This is a genomic window from Hymenobacter sp. YC55, from assembly GCF_029433095.1.
Taxonomy (GTDB): domain Bacteria; phylum Bacteroidota; class Bacteroidia; order Cytophagales; family Hymenobacteraceae; genus Hymenobacter.
Genome location: NZ_JARNTX010000001.1, coordinates 1,124,741 through 1,148,838, shown reverse-complemented (window position 1 = coordinate 1,148,838; position 24,098 = coordinate 1,124,741). Strand labels below are relative to the sequence as shown.

Here is a 24,098-nt window from a genome sequence, read left to right as displayed (position 1 = left end):
CCCATGCGCCTCATCACTCTACCCGCCCAGCATACCATCAATCTCTATCAGACCGTGCACGAGCTACCCGCTCGTCGCCATCTGCACTACAACTGCTACCTCGTGCAGGCAGCTGGCATCGGCAATACCATCGACGATGTCAATCACCGCTTGTCTCGTCTGGGGCAACTCGTAGCCGCGGGCAAGCAGCAGGATGCCGCGGTAGAACTAGAAAATCTACACTACGCACTGCACTGGGCTATCGAGAAGTTTAGCCCCGAGCAGATGGCGTTCGGGATGCTCATCGCGGCTGTGGATGGGGTCCCGCTGACCGATTTTTCCGAGGAAAACTTAAAACGACTGCTGGATCAACTCAGCGACTGGGGCCTGACGACGGGCATGGTAACGGCGGAAGTCGAAGACGTAAAAAAAAACTCTCGGTTGAGCTAGTCAATCTGTTTCCCGAGCGCAACAACGCGGGCGAGGATATCGCCCTGGCCAGCCAGCAGCGCAGACGCGCCCTGGCCTTGTGCGACTACCTGCTCAGCGAAGACGCCCGCCACCTCGCTGTTATTCGCGAAGTCGATAAGTGGATGATGGAGCTGTCGCGCCCCGATATGTTTAGTGATGGTGATCCGGACAACGTCATCACCCAGCTGCATCGCAGCTTTGAAAACCTGTGTGCCAATCTGGCCACCAATGGCACACCTAATGCGGGTGAACTGCCGTTGTTTCAGTTTCACGCCCGCCTGAGCTGGCTGCAAAAAAAGCTGGAGCGCGAAAGTAGGTGAGCAAAATAGTAGCGAAGTGCAACTATTTCGAGTTCGATGTTTTGCGAACTTGCTACTATGAAAAAACCAACTTCCCCCCAGACTCAGGTTCAGCTTCAAGATTTGATTGAAAACGACCTCAAAAAGCGACTTGACGAGTTTTTCGCATCACACGATTTAGACCCGGAAAAGGCGGAACCGCAACGGCAGAAGCTCTTAACTTTATTTAAGTCAGAGCTTATTGCTAAGAGAGCATTTCTTTTTGCGAAGCCGAAAGAAGTGAAGCCCACTCCTCCTCTATCTCTAGACACGTTTAAACCTAGTACTTACTATAACATATAGAAAAATCAAAAGCCTCAACTTGCTGGTGGGGCTTTTGCTTTCATCAAATTAATGTATGTATTTTACATACATTCTATGCTCGACCAAAACCAGCCTCTCCTGCGCTTTTCGCTGCTCAGCCCGCTCTTTCAAGAGACGATGGTGCTGCGCTACGACCCCATCGGGTGGGAGGACCTAGGCAGTGAGCTGCACCGCGACAAGAAATACCACGGGATTGCCACCGAGTACACCGCGGAGCTTGGCTTTATCAAGGATGGCAAGAGCTACCTCTCGCAGGCCTACGATGCGGCTGGTATAGAAGCCGAAGTCGTGTTGCTCGTGCAGGTGTACGACCCCAACGCGTTTGTATGGCAGGAGTACAATCGCTGGCAGTTGGACTTCACCAACCGTAGCGAAACCGCGACCGAATTCCGCTGTCAGGCCGAAAAGACGGGCTTCACCCAGCTTTTCCTTAGCCGCGAAGACAGCACGATCAACCTGCTCGGTACCGAGTCGGTGGGCGGCATGGCCCTGCCCGCCTTGCAGCCCACGTTTGTCGAGCTGCACAGCAAGGCGATTCGCAAACGCTACGAAGCCATCACGCCGGCCGACAAGGTGCCCGCCCTGCCCGACTACATGATTGAAGGCGAGAGCCGCGCCAAAACGATGTACTTCGGCTTTGGTGGGGTCAAGCAGGACGACTTTGGTATTCAGGAAACCAACACGGGTACGGTCACGGTACCCGAAAACATTGCCAATCCGGAAGTGGCGTTTTACACCACCAAGGAACGGGGGCAGTTCGAGATTGAGTTCAACATCCTCTGCGATTTGCAGATTGCCCGGCGCGATGGCGAGGGTGATTTCGACAAGGTTGATATCGACATCTTTTTCCGCATCAACAACGAGGCCGGTACCCGGCTCTTCACCTTGCGCGATGTCAACGTAGGCGGCACCTACAACCGCTTCCTGATCGCCTACCACAAGATTTCGCGCTTCATTGATATCAAGGACCGGATCTACCTCTACGGCGTGCTGTACGTGCACGACATCAGTGGTCCGCTCATCGGCCCTTACCGGTTCACCATCACGATGAAGCTGCGCGAGGGCTCGTTTTTTCGCATGGAAGCCGACACCCAGACCGCGCCGACCCAGGCCGCGGGCTTGCTCGCCTACGAGGCGATGAACCGCGTGTGTCAGGCCGCGACCGACTCCACCACCGCGTTTCGCAGCGACTTCTTTGGCCGCACCGATACAGTGCCCGCCTACCCCGTCGACGGCCCGGGTAGCCTGCAACTGGTTACCGGTGGTTTTCAGGTGCGGGGCTTTCCCTTGCCGTCGGATAAAGTGGAAGTGCCGACTGGGCAGGCTGACCCGCGCAAATCGTTGTACGCCACCTGGAAAGGGTTGTTTGATGCGGAAGCGGCGGCGTATTGGCTTGGTGTGGGTATTGAGCGCTTGCCCGATGGCCAGGAGGTGGTACGAGTCGAGCCGGCCAGCTACTTCTATAGCTCGGAGGTAGTGTTGGAGTTGGAAGAAACCGTGCAGGATATGCTGCCCGATGCCGACGGTACGCTCACCACCAACCTCGTGCTCAAAGAGCTAGCCGACCGCTACTACATCACGGCCAAAGCGGGCTGGCAGAAGTGGTCCACGCAGGAAACCAACGGTCTGGACGAATTCAATGCCAGCCGCGAGTGGGCCCTGCCCCTGACCCGGGCTGAAGGCACCTACGATGCGGTAGGCAACTACATCACGGCCGGCTTCTACATCGAAAGTACGCGGCGCCAGCGCTACGATGCCACCTCGACCACGGATGACCGGGCCGACAACGACAACTTCCTGATTTGCTTGCTGCGCAGCCCATCTGGCGGCTTCATCACGGAGCGCAACCAGGAGTTTGCCGAAGTCAGCGGCGTCTTCTCCCCGAGTACCGTCTACAATGCCCGCTTGTCGCCGGCCCGCATGCTGCGGCGCCACGGCCCTGCCATTGCCGCGGGCTTACGCTACCAGCAGCGGGGCCGAGTCCGCTTCTCGTTTGGGGAAGGCAACAACGCCGTACGCACCCGTCTCCACTCGGAAACGCAAGCCATAGAGGAAGGCGCCGACTTTCTGGTGTCAGAGTTAGGCACGCCCCTCTGGCAGCCCCACGGCTGGAGCTTCACCGCACCCTGCACCATCGAGCAGGCCGCGAAGGTATTGGCCAAACCGCGCGGCCGCATACGCTTTCGCGACCAGCGCGGGCAAACCCAAGAGGGCTGGATTCTTGATTTCAAGCACACGCTGAGCCGCTCGTTAGCGGATTTCACGCTGCTGCGCTGCCATGCTTTAACCGACCTATAAGCCATGGCTATCCAATCCATTCGCAATTTCAGCGCGGCAGAAGCCAATCTCTACATTCGGGTATCCTACGATCCGGAAGCGCAGGGTACGACCCCACGCATTACGCATACGCAGGAGCCGCTTAATCCCGAATTGCCGACTGATACCTCGGCTATTGTGCCGGGTGATAACTTGGCTGATGGGGCTGTCATCATTGCGCAGTATTGCGACCTGCTGACCCCTACCACGGGTATTACTGTCGTGGCATCCGATCAAGCGCCCTATGCCCGCGAGATAGGTGAGCCCAACGCGGCGATGTGCGCCCCTGCTCCCTCAGACTGCACGCTCGAACTTATCGCCACGGTAAAACCAGGCAACGTGGTAAGCCTCGCCGTTACCAAGTTCAAGGGCGAAACCTGGTACAGCAGCACCGACAAGGTGGTGTACTCGGAAAAGCTGGCTACCTACACCATCACCAAGGAAACCATTATTTACGTCCGGGATGCCAATGGGTGCTTAGCGCAGCAAACCGTGCAGCCGTACGAAACTACGGGCGGGAGTGGGCTGGAAATCATTGACACCATTATCGTTGCCGGCGAAGAAATTGCGGTACGCTACAATCCGGCGGGTAACACCGGGCGCGAAGTAACGTGGAGTCAAAGCCCGAACACGAACGCAATTCCAACCCCGCTTACCGAAGCACAGCGGGGGTATGCAGAAGGCGAGTTGATCGGCAGCGCAACGCGGTGCGAGGGCACGACGCAGGTTCGCTTTCTGGCCACGCTCAGCCCTCCGTTTGCCACAGTGTCCACCACTCCCAACAGCTTGGAGTGCGGCTACGTCCCGCCTAAAACGCTGCAGGTAACGGCGAAGGGTACCGCGCCCGCCGTAGCCGGTGGCAAGGGCAGTATTTCGGCCACACCGACCGGTGGAACCGCCCCGCTCACGCTCACCGTGCTAGGCACCAACCAGACGGTGCTGGCTACGGATGGCCAGGCCAGTGAGTTCGAGAATATTGACCCGGGTACGTACCAGGTGCGCGTCACCGACAGTGCTTCGCCCGCCAAGGTTGCCTCCACCCTGGTCGTGGTACCCGCCGTGGTAGTGCGCGGTTGCACGGACCGCAACGCGACCAATTACAACGCGAATGCCACCGAGGATGATGGCAGCTGCGCGTACACGCCCCAGCAGCGGACGCCCAACTTCCGGGTGCCGCTGCTCAACAGTTTGCGATTTGTGTTGGAGGAAATCACCAACAACTGCTCGCGGTTTGAATCGCCCGACAACGTGCTGTTCTGCGAGCAGGACCGGCCCGGTCAGCAGCTGCGGCCCTTGTACCGGCAGAAAGTGCAGTATTGTGACGCGCATTCCGTGCAGGTGCACACCGATTTTGCCGGTGTTAAAGCCGAGATTCGTCGCCACCGCACCAAGGAACTGGTTCGCACCATTGAAGGCGAGATGGTGCAAAAGCTCACCGGCAACAGCGACCCACTCGCCGTGCAGCTTACCGCCTACGCTGGGGATCTGACGGCGTTACAGGTAGCTAGTGGCAGCATGCCGCTCACCTTGCGCCGGGCCTCGCGCGTCACGCTCAGCGGGGCCGCTTCGGGTAGCTACCGCGTGCAGCAGTCCACCTACAACAGCGATGGCGACTTGCAACTCGTGCTCAACAAAACCTGGGACGGGGCTCCCTCCGGCGCGGTGCAGGCGGTGTGGCAGCTGAGCACGGTTAAGTTCAACGTGTGGGAAATCGCGCTCGACTTCGAGGGTTTAGACGAAGGCGACTACCAGGTGGATGTGCGCGGCACGGATACCACCGAGGGCGACGTGGTGGCTACTTCCGAGCCGATCTGGCTGGCGGAGAAGCACGAGAATACGGTCGTGGTCGACTACCGCAACAAGGACAACGCTTACGGCATGGTCTGGACCACGGGCATTGTCGCCCGTCTGCGCTTTCCCGGCGCCTTCTTTCTGCCCGACCCAGCCGGCACCTCCACTGTGCACCGTAGCAGTTCCGGCGCGGCCGTGCTGCTGGCCAGCACCGTGCAACGCCGCACCATCCTCCGGACTGGCGCCTTGCCGGATTGGCTGCACGAACAGCTGTTTGCCGCGCTGCGCGTGGATGGGCTCACCATCAATGGCCGGGCCGTGCTTGCCGAAGGCGACTACAAGTGGGACCGGATTGAAGGCTATCCCCTCTCGGCCGGCTCGATCACGGTGGAGCTAGCCGGTGGCTTTGGCACCGGTAACAGCGATGACAGCGGGCTGCCGCTCGGTGATGACAACCTCTTACAGCTGCGGCGTGGCGGCTTCCTCAAACTGCACTAACGACTATGTCCAGGTTCTTAGACCAATTAGATCCGTGGCCGCTTAATACGCCCCTGCCCGCGCAAACCCTGTACATGGTCAGCGTAGACGGGGCAGACTACCGCATTGTGCAGGGGCAGCTACCTGGTCTCAACGGCAGTGGTGGCGCCGCGTACGCCAACGCCACCCGGGCGCAGATGCTCACCTTCCGGTTGGAAGAGACCTTCGTGCCGGGTCGGTTGTATGTTATCTACGGCCGGATGGGGGGCAAGCCCCAGATCGCCATGCACGCCGTTTCGGGCAATCAGCTCAGCGGTTATGCCAGTCAACTCGAACCCGATGGCACGGTCACGGCCGGCAGCTACAACCTTGTCACTGATGTATTCACGCCGGGGGTGGCTGGGGGCAGCAACACCATCGCGACGGCCACCAAGCTGGGGGTAGTTAGAGTTGGGGCAGGTCTGGAAATAGATCCTGTTACGGGCGTGCTGAGCGCCAAAGGCAGTGGGGCTGCGATCACGCGGTTCTCCTTCCCCGTCACTACGCCTGGCGCCCAGAGCATTCCTATCCCTGCGGGCTCGTACGATAGCCTGGCCCTGCATAAAGTATCAGCTTCTTTCACTGGCCCGGATGGCGAGTTGTCGGAGTACGTTGATTTTATTTCCGATCAGCACCACAGCCTCAATGCCGATAAGACCCGGCTGCTCATCACGGCGGATGCGGGGCTGGTGGCTGGCGACACAGTGCGAGTTCGTTTGGTCGCAGGAGGCGGGACTGGGTTGGGTGGTGACGGTGGTCCGTTCACCATCAATTCCTCCATCAACCTGGGAGGGTACCCGGCTGGCCCTTTCACAAGCACGTCCGAGGGTCATTTAAAGCGATTACTGGAAGTTTATCGGGAGCCCGGTGCTTCGCTGACGGCGCGCAATACGCCACGGCAGCCCGGTTCTCCCACGCAAGTCGATCTGCTCTATACGGCGAGTGCTGGCGATAGTCCACTGACTTCGATTACTGTGAACGGCCAGGCGCAGCCGCTGACTTCGCCATCCGGTGCGGTTACCGCAGCAACTGCCGCCAACACCGACACCACCTTCACCATGGTGGTGCGGGACACGCAGAATCACCAGGCCTCAACTTCTACAACGGTACAGTACCGGCCGCTGCGGTTCTGGTTTGTCTCGGCAACTGATCCGCTCAGCTTGTCTGATGCCGGTATCAGCGCCCTGGTTCGGGCCGCGGCTGGCTTCGAGTTCAGTAGCAGCCGCGAACAGACGCGCACTTTCCAGGCCAGTGGCCAGTACCTGTGTTGGGCCTGGATAGGCACCGCAGGCAATGGCAGCTTCAAGGTGAACGGGCTGATCAACAACGCGGTGCAGAGCCGCTCTTTCCAGTTCCTCAACTCCGTGGGCTTTACCCAGCAATTCATCATAAACCGCACCGCCCAACAGTTGACGGGCACTTTCACCACTGAAGTTTTCTAAGCAATGGCTGATCTCCTCAAATTAGGTACCGTCGTCGCGGATGCCATTGTTCCCGGCAACCTAAGTGCGGCGGCGCAATATTCTGAATACACCCAGGGTGGTTTGCATTCGGGCAAGCTGAACCTAGCGGCCATCTACGAGATTACGCTCGAGCGGCGGCAGTGGGGCATGCAGGCCAGCACGGTCACGGGCGAGACCTACGAGCTGATCCAAGGCCTGGTCTCCACCAACCTGGCCGACAACGGCAACTGGCGCTTGAAGCCGGGCGGACCGGGCAACGGGGGTCCTGATGTAGTGCAAACCACGGGCACCAGCACCGAAGACGTGATGTCGCAGGATGCCGTGACCAAGGAGCTGGCCAAGAAGGTGGCTACCACCGACCCCCGCCTCTCGGACCCACGCACGCCACTGGCCCACACGCACACCGCCTCCAACATCACCGACTTCACCCAGGCGGCGGGCACAGTAGCTGATTCGCGCATTGGGGTGCAGAAAGGCCAGCCTGGGGGCTTGGCCTCGCTCGATGGCAACGGGAAGGTATTCCTCTCGCAACTGCCGTCTTACATCTCTGACGTTCAGGAATACGACTCACTGGCAGCCTTCCCAGCGACGGGTACGCCGAACGTGATCTACGTCGCCAAGGATACCAACCTGAACTACCGCTGGACCGGCACGCAGTACACCAAGATCGGTGACGGCCAGGGCGTAGAAAGCTTCATGGGCCGCACGGGCAATGTAGTGCTCACGCAGGCTGATATTGACGCGTTTCTAGTCGACCTAAAAGCCCGAGTATTAGAAGCTGAAAATGATCTGGTACGGCTCGAAACCGATATTCTCGGCGTCGATAACCGGGTCGATACCATCGAAGGCCTGATACCAGCCAATGCCAGCCCGACCAATAAGCTAGTAACGGTTGCCGACCTAAGCAGCGGCGGTGGACCGACTACCACGATGCAGTTTAATGCGACGCGCACGGTCGGTGGCATCAATGCGGGTGACTTGGTTATTGTTGATAACAATGCTAGTGGCCAGGCGCTAAAGCTCATCTTAGCGCCGGCTAACGCGCCAAGTGCGGGGCTGTCGGCCCAGAACCCCGTGCGTCAGCCCGGCGCTAGCACGGCCGTGGTGCTGAACTACTCGGCCAATAAGGGCACGAATGACATAGCCACCGTCGTCGTGGCGGGCCAGACGGTACCACCACCCAGTGGCACGGTCAACACGAGCACTGCCGCTAATACGGACACGAACTTTACGATGATCGTGACCGACAACAAAGGCATGCAGGCCGGAGCCAGTGCGCAGGTTCTCTACCGTCCGTTGCGCTTCTTCGGGGCTTTGAGTGTCGATCCGCTCACCTTATCAGATGGGGATTTGAGTGTGTTGCTGCGGGGATTACCTGCCGAGTTCAGCGATGCGCGCCAGCAGACACGCTCGATTACGGCCAACAACGAATACATGGTTTTTGCCGGCCGGGCTGCTGGGTGGGCAGGTGCTCAGTACGAGGTGAACGGATTAAGCAATAATGCCTTCCAAGGTAAGACGTTCAACTTCACCAATTCCGAGGGGTTCACCGAAAGCTTTTATGTAGCACGCGGCGGGCAGCGTCTAGTAGGCACGTTCACCGGAACCGTAAAGTAAGATGGCCGAAGAACTCGAAAAAGGCACCGTCTTAGCGGACCCCGCGGTACCGGGCAGTCCCGACGCGGCCACCCACCACGCCAAGTACGGCGTGGGTGGGTGGCAGACGGGTCGGGCTACCCTAGCCGAGCGGGACGCGATTACGCTGGAGCGTCGCCAGTGGTGGATGGTGGTGCCTACTGGCGACGGCAACAAGTGGGAACTGGTGCCCAATTTGGTTAGCGCCAACCTACTCGACAACGGCAACTGGCGAGCGCTCTCCTTCAACGCGGGTGGGACGCCCTTCGATGGGATCGTCATTACCGATTGGGTAATGGGTCCGCAGAAGCGGGGCCAACTGGTCCGCTCTAACGGGGAAGTATACGAAGTTGTCACCAGCCGTGCGAATGGGGAGGTCCCGCCAGGCCCCACAACAACGGCAACATACAGGCTCTTTGGCGCACAAGGTCCGCAGGGTAACCCTGGGCAGATTGGACCAGAAGGACCTGCCGGTGAACCTGGCCCTGTTGGACCACCCGGTCCCGCAGGGGGTGGCAGTGGCGGGACTTCTTCCGTGCTGCCCTTTGGCCCGTTCGTTTCCAATGGCACGGCGGGCCAATTGTTCGGCCCGTTGCCGCTAGCCGCGCAAACGCTGCGGGCCGTGGTGGCGGGTCCTGCTGTGCCGGCTCAGGACTTCGATATCAAGACCTTTAAAAGTTCGCAATGGACTGTTGCCAGCGATGGCCTCTACTTTGCTTTAAACGGTATCACCATGCCCGCTGGCTGGGAAATCGAAGGCCTGTGCTGTGGCGTTGCTTCCACTGGGGGAGGCGGGGGCGGCTTCGACATCATCGATGTCATTGTAGGCGGCCAAACATTCAACATTTCTAACGTTTTCGTCGGTTAAGCTTATGCCTACGCCCGTCACCTTTGTAATCAATAACAGTACCGTTACTGCTCCTTTTGAGAGCAACCTCAACGTGGATAACCCGAGTGGCTGGACGCCGGGCCTCGTCATTCAAGCGCCGGACGGTACCTACACCCGCGCGGGCGTGCGGGCGGGTACGGTGCTGCGGGTATGGCCCAATCCCGTGGTTGTTAACGCTGGCAGTGGTAGTGGTGGCACTCCTACCCAGACGGTGGAGTTGCTCGGCATCGGCGGGCAAAGCAATGCCTATGGGCAGAGTCCACAGGCCCCCTTATATTCGCCCCCGCTTTCGCAGGTTAACCCTTCGCTCACCCGCGAATTTCAACGGGTGTACATGCTTAACGATGATACGAATACGTTCCAAAAGCTTAAAGTAGATGTTAATACGCACGGCAATAACGAGGGCGGCGACGCGGTGTTCGGGCCGGAAATCGGCTACGCGCAGCAGTGGGAAGCCAGCAACACCACTGGCAACCTCTACATATGGAAATTCGCTGTTGGCGGGCAGCCGATCACGAATTTAAACAAAGGAACGGCCAACTACACCGAGCTTCTTGAGCGCTACACGAAGGCCAAGAATCTGCTCCTTGCGCAGAGCCTAGCACCCCGTCCGCATTTCTACTGGATGCAAGGCGAGTCTGGGGGCCAGGAAGCGGGGTATGCCACCCTGTTGGCGCAGATGATGGCCGACGTGACAGCCGACATGCTGAATGCCAATTCCATTAAGGTGCTCGGCGCTATTAAGAAAACGCTGGCGGGTGATCCGGCGCAGGCACGGGCCAATCAGTTGGCTTATGTGAACTCTGACCCGCAGGCCCGGTTCTTAACGGACACGGTAAATTATCCTCTGGTAGATGATTTCCACTACAGTGCCGCCGCGCAGATATCCTGCGGGCAGAACGTGTACCGGCTCATTCATGGGCAAGCCATCGTGCCCTTTAGCGAAGTGGTTGTCAACCCGACCCGCATTGGCGTAGGGGAAACGGTACAGGAGTCAGATTCCCGTATTGTGTATGATGCGGGCGGCGCGTGGCAGACAGCCAACAATGGCAATCCGGCTTGGTATGGTGGCGGGATTAAGTTTGTGCAAGCAGCCCCCGGCCGTAATTACAGTTTCCCGATAACTGGGCCGCAAATAGAACTGGGGTTCCATATAGCCGAGGATGGGGGCCCATGTGAAGTGCTGGCAGATGGCAATGTAATAGGTACGTTTACCACGAAATCCGCCACTGGGGCGCCGGGGCAGAAATGGACTTCGCCCGTGCTTAGCAACGGGGAGCATCAGATCATCGTGCGACCCACTGCGGCCCACGCGGGCCTGTTCTGGTGCGACCAAATACGGGTGCTCGATGGCTCGGGCGCCCCAACGCCTGCCAATGCACTCGGCGTGGGCGAAGTAATACAGGAGAACGACCCGCGCATTACCTACTCTGGCAATTTCGCCTACGCGCCGGGCGGGGGTTTCTACGGGGGCGGGATTCAGTACGCGTCCTCAGCCGGTGCGTTCTACGGGCTGTTGGTGAACGGGCCGTCGCGGGTTAAAATAGGGTTCCACATTGCCAGTGATGGTGGCCTGATGGAGATACTCAACAATGGCGTGCCCATTGGCACCTTTTCCACGTACGACGCCACGGGCGCCCCTTTCCAATCCTATACCAGCCCCGTGTTGCCGAACGAATACAACACCATTACGGTGCGGCGGGCAGCGGGCAGCGGAGCGGTCTACGTGTTCTTCGATCAAGTGGAGGTGTTGCCAGCCTAAGCAAAAAGCCCCGCCAGTTGGCGGGGCTTTTTGCTTTAGCGGCCCTTAACTATTTTCTTCAGCTCGTTCAACTCCTGATCGAATTTCTGGTCGGCTTCGTGTGCCTGTTTACCAGCGTCCCACATCTCTTTGCCTTCCTTATCGTCAAAAGGAAAAGGCGGCAGATCGTCTTCGGTTAGCCGTTTCCAAACACGCAGGATAAAGTCTTTCATAACAGATTGAGGGCTTCAACTAAACAGGCGGGGAATAGAGAACAAAGATACAAGCAATCTAGGTTATAACGCTTTCACGTACATTGGGCATAATCAAGCTGACCTATGCCTCACCACGCCACCCGCCGTCGCCGTAAGCGAAAGCTAATCAGCACATCGAATTTAATAGCGGTCGTGCTAGTGGCACTGGTGTTTGGCTTTCTGATTTACATGGTAAGCCGGTACGGCTGGTAACATCTTGCCCTTTCGCATAAGCAAGCCCCAACCTTCCCAGGTCGGGGCTTTTGGTTTCTGATATTTTAAGTATGTATTTTACATACAATATCAAAGCTGGCCTACCTAGCTAAGCAGACTATGACCTACTTTTCCGACCTGCCCGCGCGCCTAGCCCGCGTTGAAGAAGCCGTGCCTGTGCTGACTGACGAGGCGGGGCAGGTTATGCCAGTGGTTTCGCAAGACGACTTGAGCGATCTGCGCGAAAGCGTTACGGGCCAGAAGGCCAGGCCCCCGAAAGGCATCGCGTGGCGGATGAGCAACAACCAATCTGCTCGACGCCTAGACGCCCTAGAGCCCACCGTAGCGGCCATGTTCGAGGTACTGACCGAGCAGATGGGTCCACAAATGCTCTTGTTGGCAGCCCAAGCGCAAGAGACGCAGGCCACGGTGGAAGCCGAGCAAGTTAAATTGGAAGCGAACACCCTGGCCGATCAAGCCAAGGATGCATGGCTAGCCCTAATAAATGCTACCGCCACGCAAGCAAAAGCCGATGCGGCCGTTGCGAAAGCTGAGGCCACTGCTGCCAAGTCCGCCACCACCGCGCAGGCTCTAGCGCTAAGTGCGGCCCAAACCGAAACCGCTACTGCCAAAGCGAAAGCCGATGCTGCGCAACTCAAGGCAGATGCCGCCATGACCAAAGCGGAAGCGGCTCAGGCCCTTGCCGCATCTGCTACGGCCACCGCGGCTACGGCCCAGGCTTCTGCTGCCACGGCGATCAACAATGCCGCTGCCGCTAGTAGTCAAGCCACGGCTGCCCAAACTACAGCCACAGCGGCGCAAACTAATCTTGATGCTTTTAAAGAGCGGTTCCGCAGCAAACGACAGACAACCCCACCTATCGCGGTTGGCGGTACCGTGTTAGTTACCGTGCAATGGGACAAGCCTTTTGCTGATGACAAGTACAATACCTTCCTCATGATCGAAGGGGCAGGACAAACCATCAAATACAAGTCCCACACCAAGGAGGCGGTCGTGGGCGAAGTGTCCAACTTGCTTGGCTTAAATGTGCTAGCGGGTGCGGGCATCATTAATGCACAAGCTTTACACGACTAATATCATGGCCAAGCAAATACGCCCTTCCGGGTCTGGCGGGGGTGGCACCGTTGACACCTCGGCAATCGTAGCCGAGCAAGCAGCCCTGCGTCAGCTTTTGCTGCAAATCAACACCACAGCGGGCCCTAGTAGTGATGGCAAGCTTTACATCGAGCGCTACCGGCAGCAAGGCGACTCCGATGTTCAAGTTTGGCGCAAGGCTGTCAATGCAATGAATGCGCTCGGCGTGCCGCTGTATGGTACCGCCGGCATCGAGTATAAATTTAATGGTGAAACAGTAGTTCACATCGGCGGCTACTGGAAGGTGTATTACGAGGGATGCTTTATCAATCAGGATCATGGCCAGCAGTATAGGCGCCTGGGCTTTGATCAGTTTGGCAATTACACGGCCCAGGATGTGACACCTGATTTGTCGTATCCTACGCCGGCAGCGCTGGGACCCTTTCGAGGTGCCGCCTTCGTGTTCTGTACTGAGATCCAGAACCGGGTCAACCATGGGGCGCGCATCAGCAACTACCGCTTTGCTTTTGTGCACCTGAGCCAGGATAACAGTCCCATTTACGTGAACTGCGACCTGTCTTATAATGACTTCGGGGTGTTCTTCTACCAAGGAGCGCAGTGTCCACAACTCATCGACACCCGCGCTACGCAGATTGGCTGTCTATTCTACGCTGCGGGAACGTGCCACACGCTGGAGAGCCCTTATAAGTATCTCGACAACTATTTCTGCGATAAGGCCACGCTCAAGAACGTAATGAATTATCCGCAGCTGAGCCGCTTTAAAAACTTGGCACAGGACAAGTGGACGGTGAAAAGCATCATTCGGCCTCGCGCGCTATCCTACGCGGCCAACAATCAGAGCCCTGGTCACACCTACAATCTGCCGGAGGGCGAGATCCAAGAGGATCATCCGGATATCCAGTGCTCCGGCCGCATTGCGTTCCTGCCGTTCCGCAACTACCGCGGCTGTTTTGATTTCATTGTCATGAATCTAGATCAGCGGGATGAAGTGGACCGGCCTTCCTACGTGATCAACACGTGGGTGAAGGGCCTGAAAGTGCAAAGTCTAGCCGCTGAAGGCTTGGAAAACGTACCCAAGAGTGTGCCGCTCTTTAAGATTGGCGCTGTCACGCAAGGCACGGCCGCAGTGGAACATGCCACTCTCGGCATTGGTAATGACCGCATTATCTTCCAATTCTCAGGCCGTGGCGTGGGCAACAACGGGGGCGGTGACATTGGGGGCAAGGAAGAATTCTTGAACCTAAAAGGCACCCGTCAGGAGTTCTGGCAGCTCTATGAACAAAACCGTTCCGGCATAGCCGCTTAATCAAAGCTCGACTTTAACGGGCCGTTGTTTATTACCTAATAATGTATGTATTTTACATACATTAAATTGTGATGCTGGCCTTAGCTGCTTTCACCTTTCCCCCTACCGTGCTCTGTGCCAACGCCTACCCCACCCGAAACAACGCTGCCACCCGAACTGGTCGACCTGGCCAAGACGGTATTGCTTGGGGGTGCTGGACTAGTTGTAGCCTACCTGAAAAAGCTGATTGATGAGTACAAAGCCGGGTTGCTGAAGAAAAGACAGAGCGACCCGCTCTACTTGGCTGACAAGCAGTTACGCCTGGATCAGTTCACGTCGCGCGCGGTGATTGAGGCCGATGCCGATCATACCTGCGTGTTCAAATTTCACAACGGCGAACACTATGCCGGTGGGGATAGCATCCTGAAAATGACCATGGCCAGCGAGGATGTGAGCAGCCCCTCCTTTGCTCGCCACAAGGAAGACTCGAAGAACATCAACACCAACGGGCATCCTACGCTAATGAATGGCGTGGGCAAACAGGCCATGTTCTGGCTGCATGCGGGCCGCTGCGAGGACTACGACACCAACCAGATGCTCGCTCGTCGGGGGCATGCCAGCTCGGTGGTGCTGCTGGCCAGGGGCAAAGGTGGGCAGTGGCTAGGCCTGCTCATGCTGAGCTGGCACAAGCTGCAAGATGAGAGCACAGTGTCTGCTGCTGATCTGGTGGCACTACAGACTGAGCTTGGCTTTTTGATGAATCCCTAACTGCACTGCCGCTATGTTCTCCAGCTTAAACACCTACTACCGCATCTTCCAAATCCTGGGCATTGTCCTCATTGTTGGGCTTATCTATTTCGGCTACAATAAAGTACTGGAAATAGCCCAGCTCAGGCGCAATCTCTACGAAACCCGCAACTACTATGCGGCTGCTCAGGACACTCTGAAGCGAGTGCGCGATGACAAGAACCGGGAAACGGTCATCTACCGGACGGCCCCGCTTTCTCCTTCCGCACTAGCCGGGTTAGAGGCCGGGTTTGCGGCTGTCGTTCGAGACCAACTCCGGAAAGAATTCAAGAGCCAGTCCGCGCAACTTCTTTTCGCCCAACGCGCCGCCACGGTCACGCAGCAAGTCTTGCCCACGGTGGCACTTAAGGACACTACGGTAAGAAGCGTGAGCTCAGCAGGTATCGTCACCACCAAGGCGGCACGAGCCGGCACTTTTAAAGACGAATGGCTGAGTTTGACCGGCATCGTCACAGACGATAGTCTGTCGGTTAAGTACTTCATCCGCAATGAATTCGACGTGCGGGCTTACTCCAAAAAGGATAAGAAATACTGGTTTCAATTCTGGAAGCCGCGCAAGGTTTACGTCGATTTAAAGAATAAGAATCCTAACACCATCACCTCCTCAATGGAGGCTGTAGTCGTCGAGAAAAAATGAAGACTCCCGAAACCAAGGCCCTGCTCTACGGCCTGCTGATGTGCTGCCTACTTGTAGGCCTATTCATAGTCGACGGCTGCACCAGGCAGCTTCCTGTCACGACTACTCAAGCCCCGGTCCACAAAAGGGGCCGCGAGCTTTCGCCCTACTATCCCTATACCCCACCCAAGCCCGTCCGAAAATTATGAAGCAGTTTTTCCTTGAGTTGTGGCAGCGATTGGGCTCTTCCACTCCTAAGTTTTTCAAGAAGCTCATTTATCTGTTCGGCTCGCTGGCCGCCACCTCAGTTGCTCTGCTTACAGCCACCGAATACCTGCCGACGTGGCTTAATCCAGAGTGGCTGAAAACTGCCATCGCCGTGAGCGCTGGGGCCATTTTCGTAGCGAAACAGGCGATCAACTGGAACAAGGTGAACCCCGAAGACGTGCCGGCCGTGCCGGCGCCGGCAGCAGTGGAGTTGGTGAACAAGGAGTTTGGCTTGCCTGCCGATAAATCCAATCCTGACTCCACCACCTAACTGCATGCACTTCTGGGAAGATTACCCCTGTCCTCTGCTACACCTGCCCTACGACATACAAAGCCATTACGGCTCCGTCTACCAAAAGATCTGGCCTATTGAAGGTGTCGTGCGCAAAGGATTTGCCGACCACCGCATTGGCATCTTCCCTGAGTGGCTGATTAGGCGCGTGTCCCTCCACCCCTCTTTTATTCCCAACCCTGCCATGACGCCGGCATTCTACGATCACATCCGTCTTAAGCTCTTCAGTGGCCGCCTCAACACCAAACAGGTTACTGGTATCGAAGCCATTGGCGACTACTACCACAGCAAATACAAAGACCTGGAAAGCCTGGCTTATATCTTCGCCACGGTCTACCACGAAACGGCGAAGACTTTCGAGCCAATCCGTGAGTATGGGCATGGAGCGAAGTACGATTACGGCAAGCAACTGAAAATGGGCAAAGGCCCTGGCAAGCGGGTGCCGTACACGCATCCCGTTCAGTTCTACTACGGCCGGGGGTTCGTGCAACTAACCTGGTACGAGAACTACGACCGGGTCGGCCAGCTCATTGGCAAGGATTTGCTCAATAATCCTGACCTGCTGCTCACGCTCGGCGTGTCGGTAAAGGTGCTGGTAGAGGGTATGGTAGGGGGGTGGTTTACCGGCCGCAAATTGGCGGATTACTTCGCTGGGCCCAAAGCCGATGCGCTTAATGCCAGACGCATTATCAACGGCATGGACCAGGCCAAGCTGATTGCTGGCTATTACGACATCTTCCTGGACGCCCTAGCACCAGGCATCAGCTCGATATGACACGCCTGCTGCTCACCTTATTGCTGCTTTGCCCACTGGTCGTGTTTGCTGCGCCCACGGATACACTGGGCGCAAAGCCACCGCGCCGCTACTCCTATCGGGAGGCCCGCAAGACCCAGCGTCGCTACAACCATGTAGTGCGCTACTACCGCCATAAGAACCGTCAGGACATTCGCGCCTTTGTTAAGCGCAGCCGTCGGTTGGAGCGGGAAATGAAACAGTCTACCACTTCTAACTAGTTACTCCCATGTTCAAGTTTAAAAACATCTCCAGTGGTGGCCTGCTGGCTGCCGTTGTGTTGTTGGCATTTGCCATCATCGCCTTTTACCTGGGCTTCAGAGACAACCACACCAATGGCGATGGCAACAGCATGTATTGGATCTGCTTTGGCTTGGTGCTAGCCAGCTTGCTCGTAGCATGGTTTGATAGTCGCCGTCACACGAAGCGGCTGGAGCGGAAAGAGCTAGAGCGCAACAAATGATCTGGCTACTACTCACCCACCCCATCGCGTGGCTGCTCTACTGGCTGCATCCTCGCATCTGGGTGAAGCTCGATGTAAAGCGCTTCACCGAGGATGGGAGCAAGAATTCACTCTTGCGCACCTTCCACCGGCAGCGGGCGACCTGGCGAGCTATCGTCACCATTGTGGTAGCCGTAGCGGCCTCACTGCCTACCTGGGGCTACTGGCTGCCGTTTGGCTTGAGCTTGATCGGCCTACTCGCACTCGCTGCGGCTTACTGGACCTTCGATTTCAATCCTCGGCTCAACGTAGCCCGGAAGCTGCCCTACGTGGGCGAGTGGCATGTGAGCTGGAATCCAAACGGGGCCTTCTTTCCCGACCGCTATATCTGGACTAGGGCGTGGCAGAAAGTTCGGGGCCCGCGCGATAGTTCTTATCCACCCGAATTCGAAGACCTGCGGGTGGTGGCAGTCGCTGGGCCCATGCTTCGGCAACTACTACACAATATTCTGGTCAATGGCATCACATTCTACTGCCTGACTCTGGCAGGGATAGCGTGGTGGGAATACGCCCAGGTGTAAGATCTACAAAAAAAGCCCCGCACATGCGGGGCTTTTTGCTTACTCTGGCTCGACGATGATAACCAGTATATCTGTTCCGTCGGCACCGCGTACGGTGTGCGTGCCCACTATTCGATAGCTTTCATCCCACAAGGCCAACCACTGCTGCATTTCACCATCACGGATTTGCTCCGCAGAAAAGAACTGTGATTTTCTCATATACAATAGGAGTAAGTAAGGTGAGCAGGAAGCTACTATTTTTTCTTCTTGTTACGGGCTTGCTTGTGGCGCACGGGGCCACCCTCCTCGGTCGACACCCAATTCGGCGTCGCCTCATATAAATCACCCAGCACCTGCTGCCAGGCCTGCAATAATTTGGGCGCTACCCGCCTGGCCTTGTCCTTGGCGTAGATATCGGTGTTGCTGTTGCCCGTGGTGGCGTGTCCGAGCAAATACCCCGACAACGACTTGTCGCCCTCGCTCCCTTCTAGGATCAGGGAGCCCGCCGTATGCCGGGCCGAGTGCGTGCCAATCAACTCGTGCACGGGCCGGTAGTTGTCGGTCATATTGCCACCACTAATGTGCAGGTCGTTGAAGAGCCGATTTAGTCCTGCCTCCTTGGCGATGCGTTTGATCCAATCGTTGCGCGTCTGGTTGGTGCGGTAGGGAAAGCTCCACTCCCACCGCTCGCCAATGGCCACCGCCATGGGTGGGATCGGCACCACCACCTGTTTGCTGGTTTTGGTCTGGCCGTGAATCAGGCCCGCCACCGAGGTCTCGTTGTCGATGCTGATGCGAGTGAGCTGCTCGGCGCGTAGCTCTTGCATGTCAGCATCGCGCCGGCCGGTGAAGCACTGCAGCAGCCAGCGGTCCCGCTCCTCAGATAGCCGCGGGTCTTCCAGGTGCACAAGGATGAGTTTGCGCAGCTCGTCTTTTTCCAGATCCAGCTGAGGCGCCGCGTTGTCGGAGTAGTGCAGCCACGAGGCTTTACTCGACAAGCCGATGCGCTCGGCCACGATGCGCAGAAATTTATACTGCTTGGCAATCGAGCCGTCGGCCTGCTTGCGCGACAACATATCTTTAAGGTATTCCCGGCAAAAGCTTTCCGACAGGTCACCGGCCACCGTCTTGGGTCGCCACGTCTCGATCTGCTCGGGAACGTGCTTGAACTTGCGCAGGTACGACTCCTTGTGAATGCCGGTGTAGTCCTTCACCCACTGCTGGTAGTGCTGAGTGAAGGTGAGTTGCTTGGGTTCGACCACGGCCACGCGCACCACGGCTTCCGGAAACATCTCCTGCTCCATCATCTCGCGCGTGACCGGCGTCAACCCCAGCGGCCCGGCTAGCTTCCAGAACGCATCCTCTATTTTTTGTTGCCAAGCTTGGAGTTGGCCGTTGAGCTTGGTCGCGTCGGGGTGGGTGGAGAGGACTCGACCGGTTTTTGGCTCAAATAATTCTTCTCTTTTTTTTCCGGTTACCCGAAAAGGCAGGATGCGAAGGCCCGGTGAAACGGAAAAATCAGTGCCGTGGAAGTAGGCGACGAGCCGGACCTGATGGAAATTTTCCTTGTCGGGACGCCTCAAATAGACGTGGATGGCTATCTTTCCATAAACTACTTGACGGCTACGGGGCATGGTGTGGGTAGGATTTGGGTATGGTTTTGTGCCGGTTATATCCGGCTAAGCCGGAAATTGAAGCGAACTAATGCGGGCAGAAACCCTTGAAAACGCGTATTGCCGCCCATTTTGAGCGGCAATACGAGGAGATAAGTGGGCCCAACTGGAATCGAACCAGTGACCTGCTGATTATGAGTCAGCTGCTCTAACCGATTGAGCTATAGGCCCGGCGCGAAAAGCAATAGAGGCAGTGCATTTCGGCTGCGCAAACTTCGGGTTTTACAATGAAGTTTGCAATTGCGAAGGCAATATTTGAGGCACAAGACGCCTTTGTTTACTTCATAAGCTGTTTCTTTCTTCATCACTGCCCGCTATGCCAGCCCAAAAACTGCCTAATCTACTCTTCGATTTCGGAGGAGTTATCATCAATATCGATTATCAGCGCACCTTGGATGCCATGCGCCGCTTGCACCCGCATGGTGATACAATTGCCTTCACGCAGGCAGCGCAAGGCGAAATTTTCGACCTTATGGAGACCGGCCGTTTGACCCCGCACGAGTTTCGGGAGGGGTTGCGCACGCACTACAACATACAGGCCACCGACGAGGAACTAGATGCTGCCTGGAACGCTATGCTGTTGGATGTGCCTGCCGAGCGGTTAGCCCTTATTGCTGACTTGCGCGCTCAAGGCCACGAAACGGCACTGCTTTCCAACACCAATCAAATTCACATTGCTACCCTCAATGAAGGGTTGCGGACACAATACGGTTTCGAGCATGGCATTGCGGATGCGCTGGACCGGGTGTTTTACTCGCAAGAGGTAGGCTTGCGCAAACCCGGCGAGGAAATATTTCAGCATGCGCTACGCGAGATGAACTGGAAGGCCGAAGAAACTCTTTTCATTGAAGACAGTTTTCAACATATCGAAACGGCTCGCCGCCTGGGGTTGCGCACGTTGTTTCTGCCCCCGCCTCATACTATCATCGACGCTCTGCCTGCCGCCATCCGTGCCTTCCCCCGAGAATACGCCCCTGCCTCTTCCCTTTCCTGACGCTCCCGCTCCTCCAGCCTTCACCTCTGTTGAGGAAGCACGAGCGGCCTTTGTGCGCTACGAGCGGCCAACCCCGCCCCGTTGGCGCACGGCACTGCTGCACCTATTGCTGTTCATTGTCACGCTCGTCACGGCTACGCTGGCGGGGCTAGAACTCACGCGGGGCAGCATTAACTTTCTGCCGATAGAGATATTCTTGTTGCCCACCGAGCAAATGTGGCCGGAGCTTCGCCGAGGCTTGTGGTTTTCGTTGCCGTTTTTGGGGGTACTTACGGTGCACGAGTTTGGGCATTATTTTACGGCGCGCTACAACCAAATCCGGGTGACGCTGCCTTACTATATTCCGTTCATACTCGGCATTGGTACGTTTGGCGCTGTTATTCGAATAAAGGACCGAATTTTTTCGCGCCGGGAATTTTTTGATGTTGGGTTGGCAGGGCCCCTGGCTGGCTTTTTGGTGGCCGTGCCCCTGCTAATCTATGGCTTTACGCACCTGCCGTCGCTAGACTATCTGTTTGAAATTCACCCAGAGTATCGCCCTTACGGGGCCAACTATGCCCAATATGTGTACCAAGGCAGCCAAGGCTTCACGCTGGCAAAACCGCTGCTGTACCAGGGCTTGGAATATTTGTTTGCTGATCCGGCACTTATCCCCCATCCGAATGAGCTGATGCACTACCCGGTGTTGTTGGCAGGCATATTGGCGCTGTTTTTTACGGCTCTTAATCTGCTTCCTATCGGGCAGCTCGATGGGGGGCACATTCTCTATGGTCTGCTTGGTTTTCGGCGCTTCAACCGGTTGTCGGGGGTGCTGTTTGTTGTGTTTATTTTCTATGCTGGATTAGGGCTGTTTACGTTAAGAACGTCGTCTGAAACCTGGCTTTACTGGGGGCTGCCTTACTTCGCCTATCTTTTTCTAGTATTCCAGAAAGCTTTGCCCACGCCACGGCGCGCCATATTGCTGAGCCTGGGCGTGTGGGCCGCGCAACTAGCTGTTACAGTGGCCTTCCCGGGAGCTATGGGCAATCCAGGGTGGTTGATATTTGGTTTGATGTTGGGTCGTCTGACGGGCATCTATCACCCGCCCGCCCCGGATGAATCGCCGCTTAGTGTTGGCCGTAAGGTGTTGGGCTGGCTGATGGTGGTTATTTTTGTGCTGTGCTTCACTCCTAGTCCGTTTCAATAAGCGGTAACTTTGTGTAATAGGGTGTTTTGCAACCATTGCAGAGTTCCCCTGCCACAATGCTAGAAATCGGAGCACGTTTCGGTTTAAAATCTCCCTAATGCTTATAGAACAGCGCCGCTTGCTGGCCGGTAGCACGCAGCTTGCCTTGCGCCCAAACGGGTTATATGTCTGCCAGCGCAACCGCGACGGTCGTCCTGTGGTGGAATTTGAAATGCCGTACGAGGAGGTATTACCTGTACGTGTAACTCGCAGACGGACCACTCCGCAGCTTACGTGGCTGCCCTTGGCGGTTCTATGGCTTTCCATCAACCTGCTCCAACGCCTTATTCCTACCACCGACTCACTTTCCGAAACTACGTGGGTGGGGCTCTTCGTGGTAGGTGGCCTGCTGGTAGCGGGAGGAATTTATGCCCAGCGCAATTGGTGGCAGCACGTCACACTCGGCACCGCCCGTGCCAATATCACCCTCGCCGACCGGCCATCTGAGCGCGCCTCCGTCGACAAATTTGCGAGGGTGCTGGAGCAGCGGACAAAAGCCTACTTGCGTGAAGAGTACGCCAACATCAATCCGCTAGGCATTATCGACACGCAACTGCATCGGCTACGCTGGCTACGCACCCTGGACGTATTGAGCGAGAAGGAAGCCCGGATACTGGCCACCCGCCTCACCGGCCGCCTAGATATGCCGCCCTTGCGCAGCATGGGTCAAGTGCTGGAAACGCCCTATGTAAATTAGTAGTAAGCTGCAAAAAGAAGCGGCGACTGTACGACTTGCGCATACTACGCAAGTCGTACAGTCGCCGCTTCTTTTTGCAACCGATGAGTTTAGCGCCCTTCCAGAGCAGCTACGCCAGGCAGGTCTTTCCCTTCCATGTATTCGAGCAAGGCCCCACCGCCGGTGGAGATGTAAGATACTTTGTCGGAGAAGCCGAGTTGGTTGACGGCCGCGGCAGAGTCGCCGCCGCCGATAAGGCTGAAGGCGCCGGCTTCGGTGGCTTCGGCAATGGCTTGGGCCACTGTTGAGGTACCGGCCGCGAAGTTGCTCATTTCAAACACGCCCATCGGGCCGTTCCAGAGGATGGTTTTCGACTGCCGCACGATGTCGGCAAAGGCTTTTTGCGACTCGGGGCCGAGGTCCAGCCCGAGCCACCCGTCGGGGATGCTGTCGTTGCTGGCTTCGGCGGTGTTGGCGTCGTTGGCAAACTTATCGGCAATGACGCTGTCGGTGGGCAATACCAGGTTAACTCCTTTGTCTTTGGCTTGCTGTATCAAACTCAGCGCTAAATCCATCTTGTCGGCTTCGAGCAAGGAGCTACCAATGTTGCCGCCTTGGGCCTTAGCAAACGTGTAGGCCATACCCCCACCGATCAGCAGGTTGTCGACCTTGTCGAGCAGCTTTTCGATGAGTTGAATCTTGTCGGAAATCTTGGCGCCGCCCATGATGGCGGTAAAGGGCCGTTCGGCGTGTTCGAGCACCTTCTGGGCGTTGTCTAGCTCCGACTGGAGCAGGTAGCCAGCCACCCGGTCTTGGGGCGCAAACTGAGCAGCCATAACGGCTGTGGAAGCGTGTTTGCGGTGAGCTGCTCCGAAAGCGTCGTTCACGTACACTTCGCCGAGTTTGGCTAGCTGCGCGGCAAAGTTTTCGTCGCCTTTTTCTTCTTCCGGATAGAAACGCACGTTTTCGACGAGCAGCACTTGGCCGGGTTGCAGGGCATAGGCTTTTTCTTCGGCCTTTAGCGCATCATCCGCAAACTGCACCTCCTTGCCATACTCCTGGCTTAAGCGCGCTACAATGTGTTGGAGCGAGTATTTGTTTTCAGGGCCACCTTTGGGCCGGCCTAGGTGCGAAAGCAGTACCACCGAGCCTCCATCAGCCAGAATCTTCTGAATGGTAGGCGTTGCGGCCCGGATACGGGTGTCGTCGGTGATGTTGAACTCCTTGTCAAGCGGCACGTTGAAGTCCACGCGTACCACGGCACGCTTGCCGTTGAAGTTGTACTGGTCGAGGGTTTTCATATGAAGATGGGGATGATGAATGAGCCTTGTACGGCGCGAATGTAGCAAGTAGCGCGCATCAGCCGCCAGTACATTGCGCAATGCCGACTCTTTTGCCCGCGTAAAATGTTGCCCTTGTTAT

Annotated in this window: 25 protein-coding genes and 1 tRNA gene; 21 read left to right on the top strand and 5 right to left on the bottom strand. The window is 57.0% G+C overall.

The annotated features are described in order from the left end of the window. Window positions 1-3: 3 nt before the first annotated feature. The 9 genes from P1X16_RS04885 (at window position 4) to P1X16_RS04845 (ending at window position 11,484) form a co-directional block, all read left to right on the top strand. A complete protein-coding gene (locus P1X16_RS04885) occupies window positions 4-429 on the top strand; it encodes a hypothetical protein (protein WP_277226733.1) in 426 nt (141 codons plus the stop codon). Window positions 430-506: 77 nt separating this feature from the next. Continuing rightward, window positions 507-770 (top strand): hypothetical protein, encoded by a 264-nt coding sequence (locus tag P1X16_RS04880; protein WP_277226732.1) that lies wholly within the window; start codon window positions 507-509, stop codon window positions 768-770. Window positions 771-827: 57 nt separating this feature from the next. Continuing rightward, window positions 828-1,091, top strand: coding sequence for a hypothetical protein (locus P1X16_RS04875; RefSeq protein WP_277226731.1), 264 nt, complete (start codon window positions 828-830; stop codon window positions 1,089-1,091). Between the two features lie 75 nt (window positions 1,092-1,166). Continuing rightward, window positions 1,167-3,410, top strand: a complete 2,244-nt coding sequence (locus P1X16_RS04870) for a hypothetical protein (protein ID WP_277226730.1) — start codon at window positions 1,167-1,169, stop codon at window positions 3,408-3,410. A 3-nt stretch (window positions 3,411-3,413) separates the two neighbouring features. Next, window positions 3,414-5,717, top strand: coding sequence for a hypothetical protein (locus tag P1X16_RS04865; protein WP_277226729.1), 2,304 nt, complete (start codon window positions 3,414-3,416; stop codon window positions 5,715-5,717). 5 nt (window positions 5,718-5,722) lie between these two features. Next, window positions 5,723-7,177, top strand: coding sequence for a hypothetical protein (locus P1X16_RS04860; protein WP_277226728.1), 1,455 nt, complete (start codon window positions 5,723-5,725; stop codon window positions 7,175-7,177). A 3-nt stretch (window positions 7,178-7,180) separates the two neighbouring features. Then, on the top strand, window positions 7,181-8,815 hold the full coding sequence (locus P1X16_RS04855; RefSeq protein WP_277226727.1) for a hypothetical protein: 1,635 nt from the start codon (window positions 7,181-7,183) through the stop codon (window positions 8,813-8,815). Between the two features lies 1 nt (window position 8,816). Beyond that, complete coding sequence (locus P1X16_RS04850; RefSeq protein WP_277226726.1) at window positions 8,817-9,701, top strand: hypothetical protein; 885 nt, start codon at window positions 8,817-8,819, stop codon at window positions 9,699-9,701. 4 nt (window positions 9,702-9,705) lie between these two features. Beyond that, window positions 9,706-11,484, top strand: a complete 1,779-nt coding sequence (locus P1X16_RS04845) for a sialate O-acetylesterase (protein WP_277226725.1) — start codon at window positions 9,706-9,708, stop codon at window positions 11,482-11,484. A gap of 35 nt (window positions 11,485-11,519) precedes the next feature. Here P1X16_RS04845 and P1X16_RS04840 read toward each other — a convergent pair whose 3' ends face one another. Next, window positions 11,520-11,696 carry a hypothetical protein gene (locus tag P1X16_RS04840; protein WP_277226724.1) on the bottom strand — a complete coding sequence of 59 codons (177 nt, stop codon included), beginning with the start codon at window positions 11,694-11,696 and terminating at the stop codon, window positions 11,520-11,522. A 354-nt stretch (window positions 11,697-12,050) separates the two neighbouring features. Between P1X16_RS04840 and P1X16_RS04835 the strand changes: the two genes are divergently transcribed. From P1X16_RS04835 to P1X16_RS04795, 9 genes are all read left to right on the top strand, one after another. Then, window positions 12,051-13,025, top strand: a complete 975-nt coding sequence (locus P1X16_RS04835) for a hypothetical protein (protein WP_277226723.1) — start codon at window positions 12,051-12,053, stop codon at window positions 13,023-13,025. A gap of 4 nt (window positions 13,026-13,029) precedes the next feature. After that, on the top strand, window positions 13,030-14,352 hold the full coding sequence (locus tag P1X16_RS04830) for a hypothetical protein (protein ID WP_277226722.1): 1,323 nt from the start codon (window positions 13,030-13,032) through the stop codon (window positions 14,350-14,352). A gap of 114 nt (window positions 14,353-14,466) precedes the next feature. Further along, on the top strand, window positions 14,467-15,099 hold the full coding sequence (locus tag P1X16_RS04825) for a hypothetical protein (RefSeq protein WP_277226721.1): 633 nt from the start codon (window positions 14,467-14,469) through the stop codon (window positions 15,097-15,099). Between the two features lie 13 nt (window positions 15,100-15,112). Further along, a complete protein-coding gene (locus tag P1X16_RS04820; protein ID WP_277226720.1) occupies window positions 15,113-15,775 on the top strand; it encodes a DUF6549 family protein in 663 nt (220 codons plus the stop codon). A gap of 184 nt (window positions 15,776-15,959) precedes the next feature. Next, window positions 15,960-16,292, top strand: a complete 333-nt coding sequence (locus P1X16_RS04815; RefSeq protein WP_277226719.1) for a hypothetical protein — start codon at window positions 15,960-15,962, stop codon at window positions 16,290-16,292. A 4-nt stretch (window positions 16,293-16,296) separates the two neighbouring features. Beyond that, window positions 16,297-17,088 carry a glycoside hydrolase family 19 protein gene (locus P1X16_RS04810; RefSeq protein ID WP_277226718.1) on the top strand — a complete coding sequence of 264 codons (792 nt, stop codon included), beginning with the start codon at window positions 16,297-16,299 and terminating at the stop codon, window positions 17,086-17,088. Further along, entirely contained in the window at window positions 17,085-17,327 is a 243-nt protein-coding gene (locus tag P1X16_RS04805; RefSeq protein ID WP_277226717.1) for a hypothetical protein, read from the top strand. The genes P1X16_RS04810 and P1X16_RS04805 overlap by 4 nt, the downstream gene beginning before the upstream one ends. An 8-nt stretch (window positions 17,328-17,335) precedes the next feature. Then, window positions 17,336-17,569, top strand: coding sequence for a hypothetical protein (locus P1X16_RS04800; RefSeq protein ID WP_277226716.1), 234 nt, complete (start codon window positions 17,336-17,338; stop codon window positions 17,567-17,569). Continuing rightward, window positions 17,566-18,129, top strand: coding sequence for a hypothetical protein (locus tag P1X16_RS04795; RefSeq protein ID WP_277226715.1), 564 nt, complete (start codon window positions 17,566-17,568; stop codon window positions 18,127-18,129). Before P1X16_RS04800 ends, P1X16_RS04795 begins: the two co-directional genes overlap by 4 nt. Window positions 18,130-18,168: 39 nt before the next feature. On the opposite strand, the gene P1X16_RS04790 is transcribed toward P1X16_RS04795, so the two are convergent. The 3 genes from P1X16_RS04790 to P1X16_RS04780 form a co-directional block, all read right to left on the bottom strand. Next, window positions 18,169-18,327: a hypothetical protein gene (locus tag P1X16_RS04790; RefSeq protein ID WP_277226714.1), complete on the bottom strand. Its 159-nt coding sequence runs from the start codon at window positions 18,325-18,327 to the stop codon at window positions 18,169-18,171. A 35-nt stretch (window positions 18,328-18,362) separates the two neighbouring features. After that, window positions 18,363-19,742: a hypothetical protein gene (locus P1X16_RS04785; RefSeq protein ID WP_277226713.1), complete on the bottom strand. Its 1,380-nt coding sequence runs from the start codon at window positions 19,740-19,742 to the stop codon at window positions 18,363-18,365. A 136-nt stretch (window positions 19,743-19,878) separates the two neighbouring features. Further along, window positions 19,879-19,952: transfer RNA gene (locus tag P1X16_RS04780), tRNA-Ile, on the bottom strand. A 145-nt stretch (window positions 19,953-20,097) separates the two neighbouring features. Here P1X16_RS04780 and P1X16_RS04775 point away from each other — a divergent pair. From P1X16_RS04775 to P1X16_RS04765, 3 genes are all read left to right on the top strand, one after another. Further along, window positions 20,098-20,775, top strand: coding sequence for an HAD family phosphatase (locus tag P1X16_RS04775; protein WP_277226712.1), 678 nt, complete (start codon window positions 20,098-20,100; stop codon window positions 20,773-20,775). Further along, window positions 20,732-21,961, top strand: a complete 1,230-nt coding sequence (locus P1X16_RS04770) for a site-2 protease family protein (RefSeq protein ID WP_277226711.1) — start codon at window positions 20,732-20,734, stop codon at window positions 21,959-21,961. Before P1X16_RS04775 ends, P1X16_RS04770 begins: the two co-directional genes overlap by 44 nt. 97 nt (window positions 21,962-22,058) lie before the next feature. After that, window positions 22,059-22,697 carry a hypothetical protein gene (locus tag P1X16_RS04765; RefSeq protein WP_277226710.1) on the top strand — a complete coding sequence of 213 codons (639 nt, stop codon included), beginning with the start codon at window positions 22,059-22,061 and terminating at the stop codon, window positions 22,695-22,697. Between the two features lie 89 nt (window positions 22,698-22,786). On the opposite strand, the gene P1X16_RS04760 is transcribed toward P1X16_RS04765, so the two are convergent. Next, the gene (locus tag P1X16_RS04760; protein ID WP_277226709.1) at window positions 22,787-23,977 is read right to left on the bottom strand and encodes a phosphoglycerate kinase; all 1,191 of its coding nucleotides are present in this window, start codon (window positions 23,975-23,977) and stop codon (window positions 22,787-22,789) included. Window positions 23,978-24,098 lie beyond the last annotated feature (121 nt).

Coding starts and splice junctions, on each gene's coding strand:
- P1X16_RS04885 (WP_277226733.1), top strand. CDS start 4: ATGCGCCTCATCACTCTACCCGCCCAGCATACCATCAATCTCTATCAG.
- P1X16_RS04875 (WP_277226731.1), top strand. CDS start 828: ATGAAAAAACCAACTTCCCCCCAGACTCAGGTTCAGCTTCAAGATTTG.
- P1X16_RS04870 (WP_277226730.1), top strand. CDS start 1,167: ATGCTCGACCAAAACCAGCCTCTCCTGCGCTTTTCGCTGCTCAGCCCG.
- P1X16_RS04865 (WP_277226729.1), top strand. CDS start 3,414: ATGGCTATCCAATCCATTCGCAATTTCAGCGCGGCAGAAGCCAATCTC.
- P1X16_RS04860 (WP_277226728.1), top strand. CDS start 5,723: ATGTCCAGGTTCTTAGACCAATTAGATCCGTGGCCGCTTAATACGCCC.
- P1X16_RS04855 (WP_277226727.1), top strand. CDS start 7,181: ATGGCTGATCTCCTCAAATTAGGTACCGTCGTCGCGGATGCCATTGTT.
- P1X16_RS04850 (WP_277226726.1), top strand. CDS start 8,817: ATGGCCGAAGAACTCGAAAAAGGCACCGTCTTAGCGGACCCCGCGGTA.
- P1X16_RS04845 (WP_277226725.1), top strand. CDS start 9,706: ATGCCTACGCCCGTCACCTTTGTAATCAATAACAGTACCGTTACTGCT.
- P1X16_RS04840 (WP_277226724.1), bottom strand. CDS start 11,696: ATGAAAGACTTTATCCTGCGTGTTTGGAAACGGCTAACCGAAGACGAT.
- P1X16_RS04835 (WP_277226723.1), top strand. CDS start 12,051: ATGACCTACTTTTCCGACCTGCCCGCGCGCCTAGCCCGCGTTGAAGAA.
- P1X16_RS04830 (WP_277226722.1), top strand. CDS start 13,030: ATGGCCAAGCAAATACGCCCTTCCGGGTCTGGCGGGGGTGGCACCGTT.
- P1X16_RS04820 (WP_277226720.1), top strand. CDS start 15,113: ATGTTCTCCAGCTTAAACACCTACTACCGCATCTTCCAAATCCTGGGC.
- P1X16_RS04815 (WP_277226719.1), top strand. CDS start 15,960: ATGAAGCAGTTTTTCCTTGAGTTGTGGCAGCGATTGGGCTCTTCCACT.
- P1X16_RS04810 (WP_277226718.1), top strand. CDS start 16,297: ATGCACTTCTGGGAAGATTACCCCTGTCCTCTGCTACACCTGCCCTAC.
- P1X16_RS04805 (WP_277226717.1), top strand. CDS start 17,085: ATGACACGCCTGCTGCTCACCTTATTGCTGCTTTGCCCACTGGTCGTG.
- P1X16_RS04800 (WP_277226716.1), top strand. CDS start 17,336: ATGTTCAAGTTTAAAAACATCTCCAGTGGTGGCCTGCTGGCTGCCGTT.
- P1X16_RS04795 (WP_277226715.1), top strand. CDS start 17,566: ATGATCTGGCTACTACTCACCCACCCCATCGCGTGGCTGCTCTACTGG.
- P1X16_RS04790 (WP_277226714.1), bottom strand. CDS start 18,327: ATGAGAAAATCACAGTTCTTTTCTGCGGAGCAAATCCGTGATGGTGAA.
- P1X16_RS04785 (WP_277226713.1), bottom strand. CDS start 19,742: ATGCCCCGTAGCCGTCAAGTAGTTTATGGAAAGATAGCCATCCACGTC.
- P1X16_RS04775 (WP_277226712.1), top strand. CDS start 20,098: ATGCCAGCCCAAAAACTGCCTAATCTACTCTTCGATTTCGGAGGAGTT.
- P1X16_RS04765 (WP_277226710.1), top strand. CDS start 22,059: ATGCTTATAGAACAGCGCCGCTTGCTGGCCGGTAGCACGCAGCTTGCC.
- P1X16_RS04760 (WP_277226709.1), bottom strand. CDS start 23,977: ATGAAAACCCTCGACCAGTACAACTTCAACGGCAAGCGTGCCGTGGTA.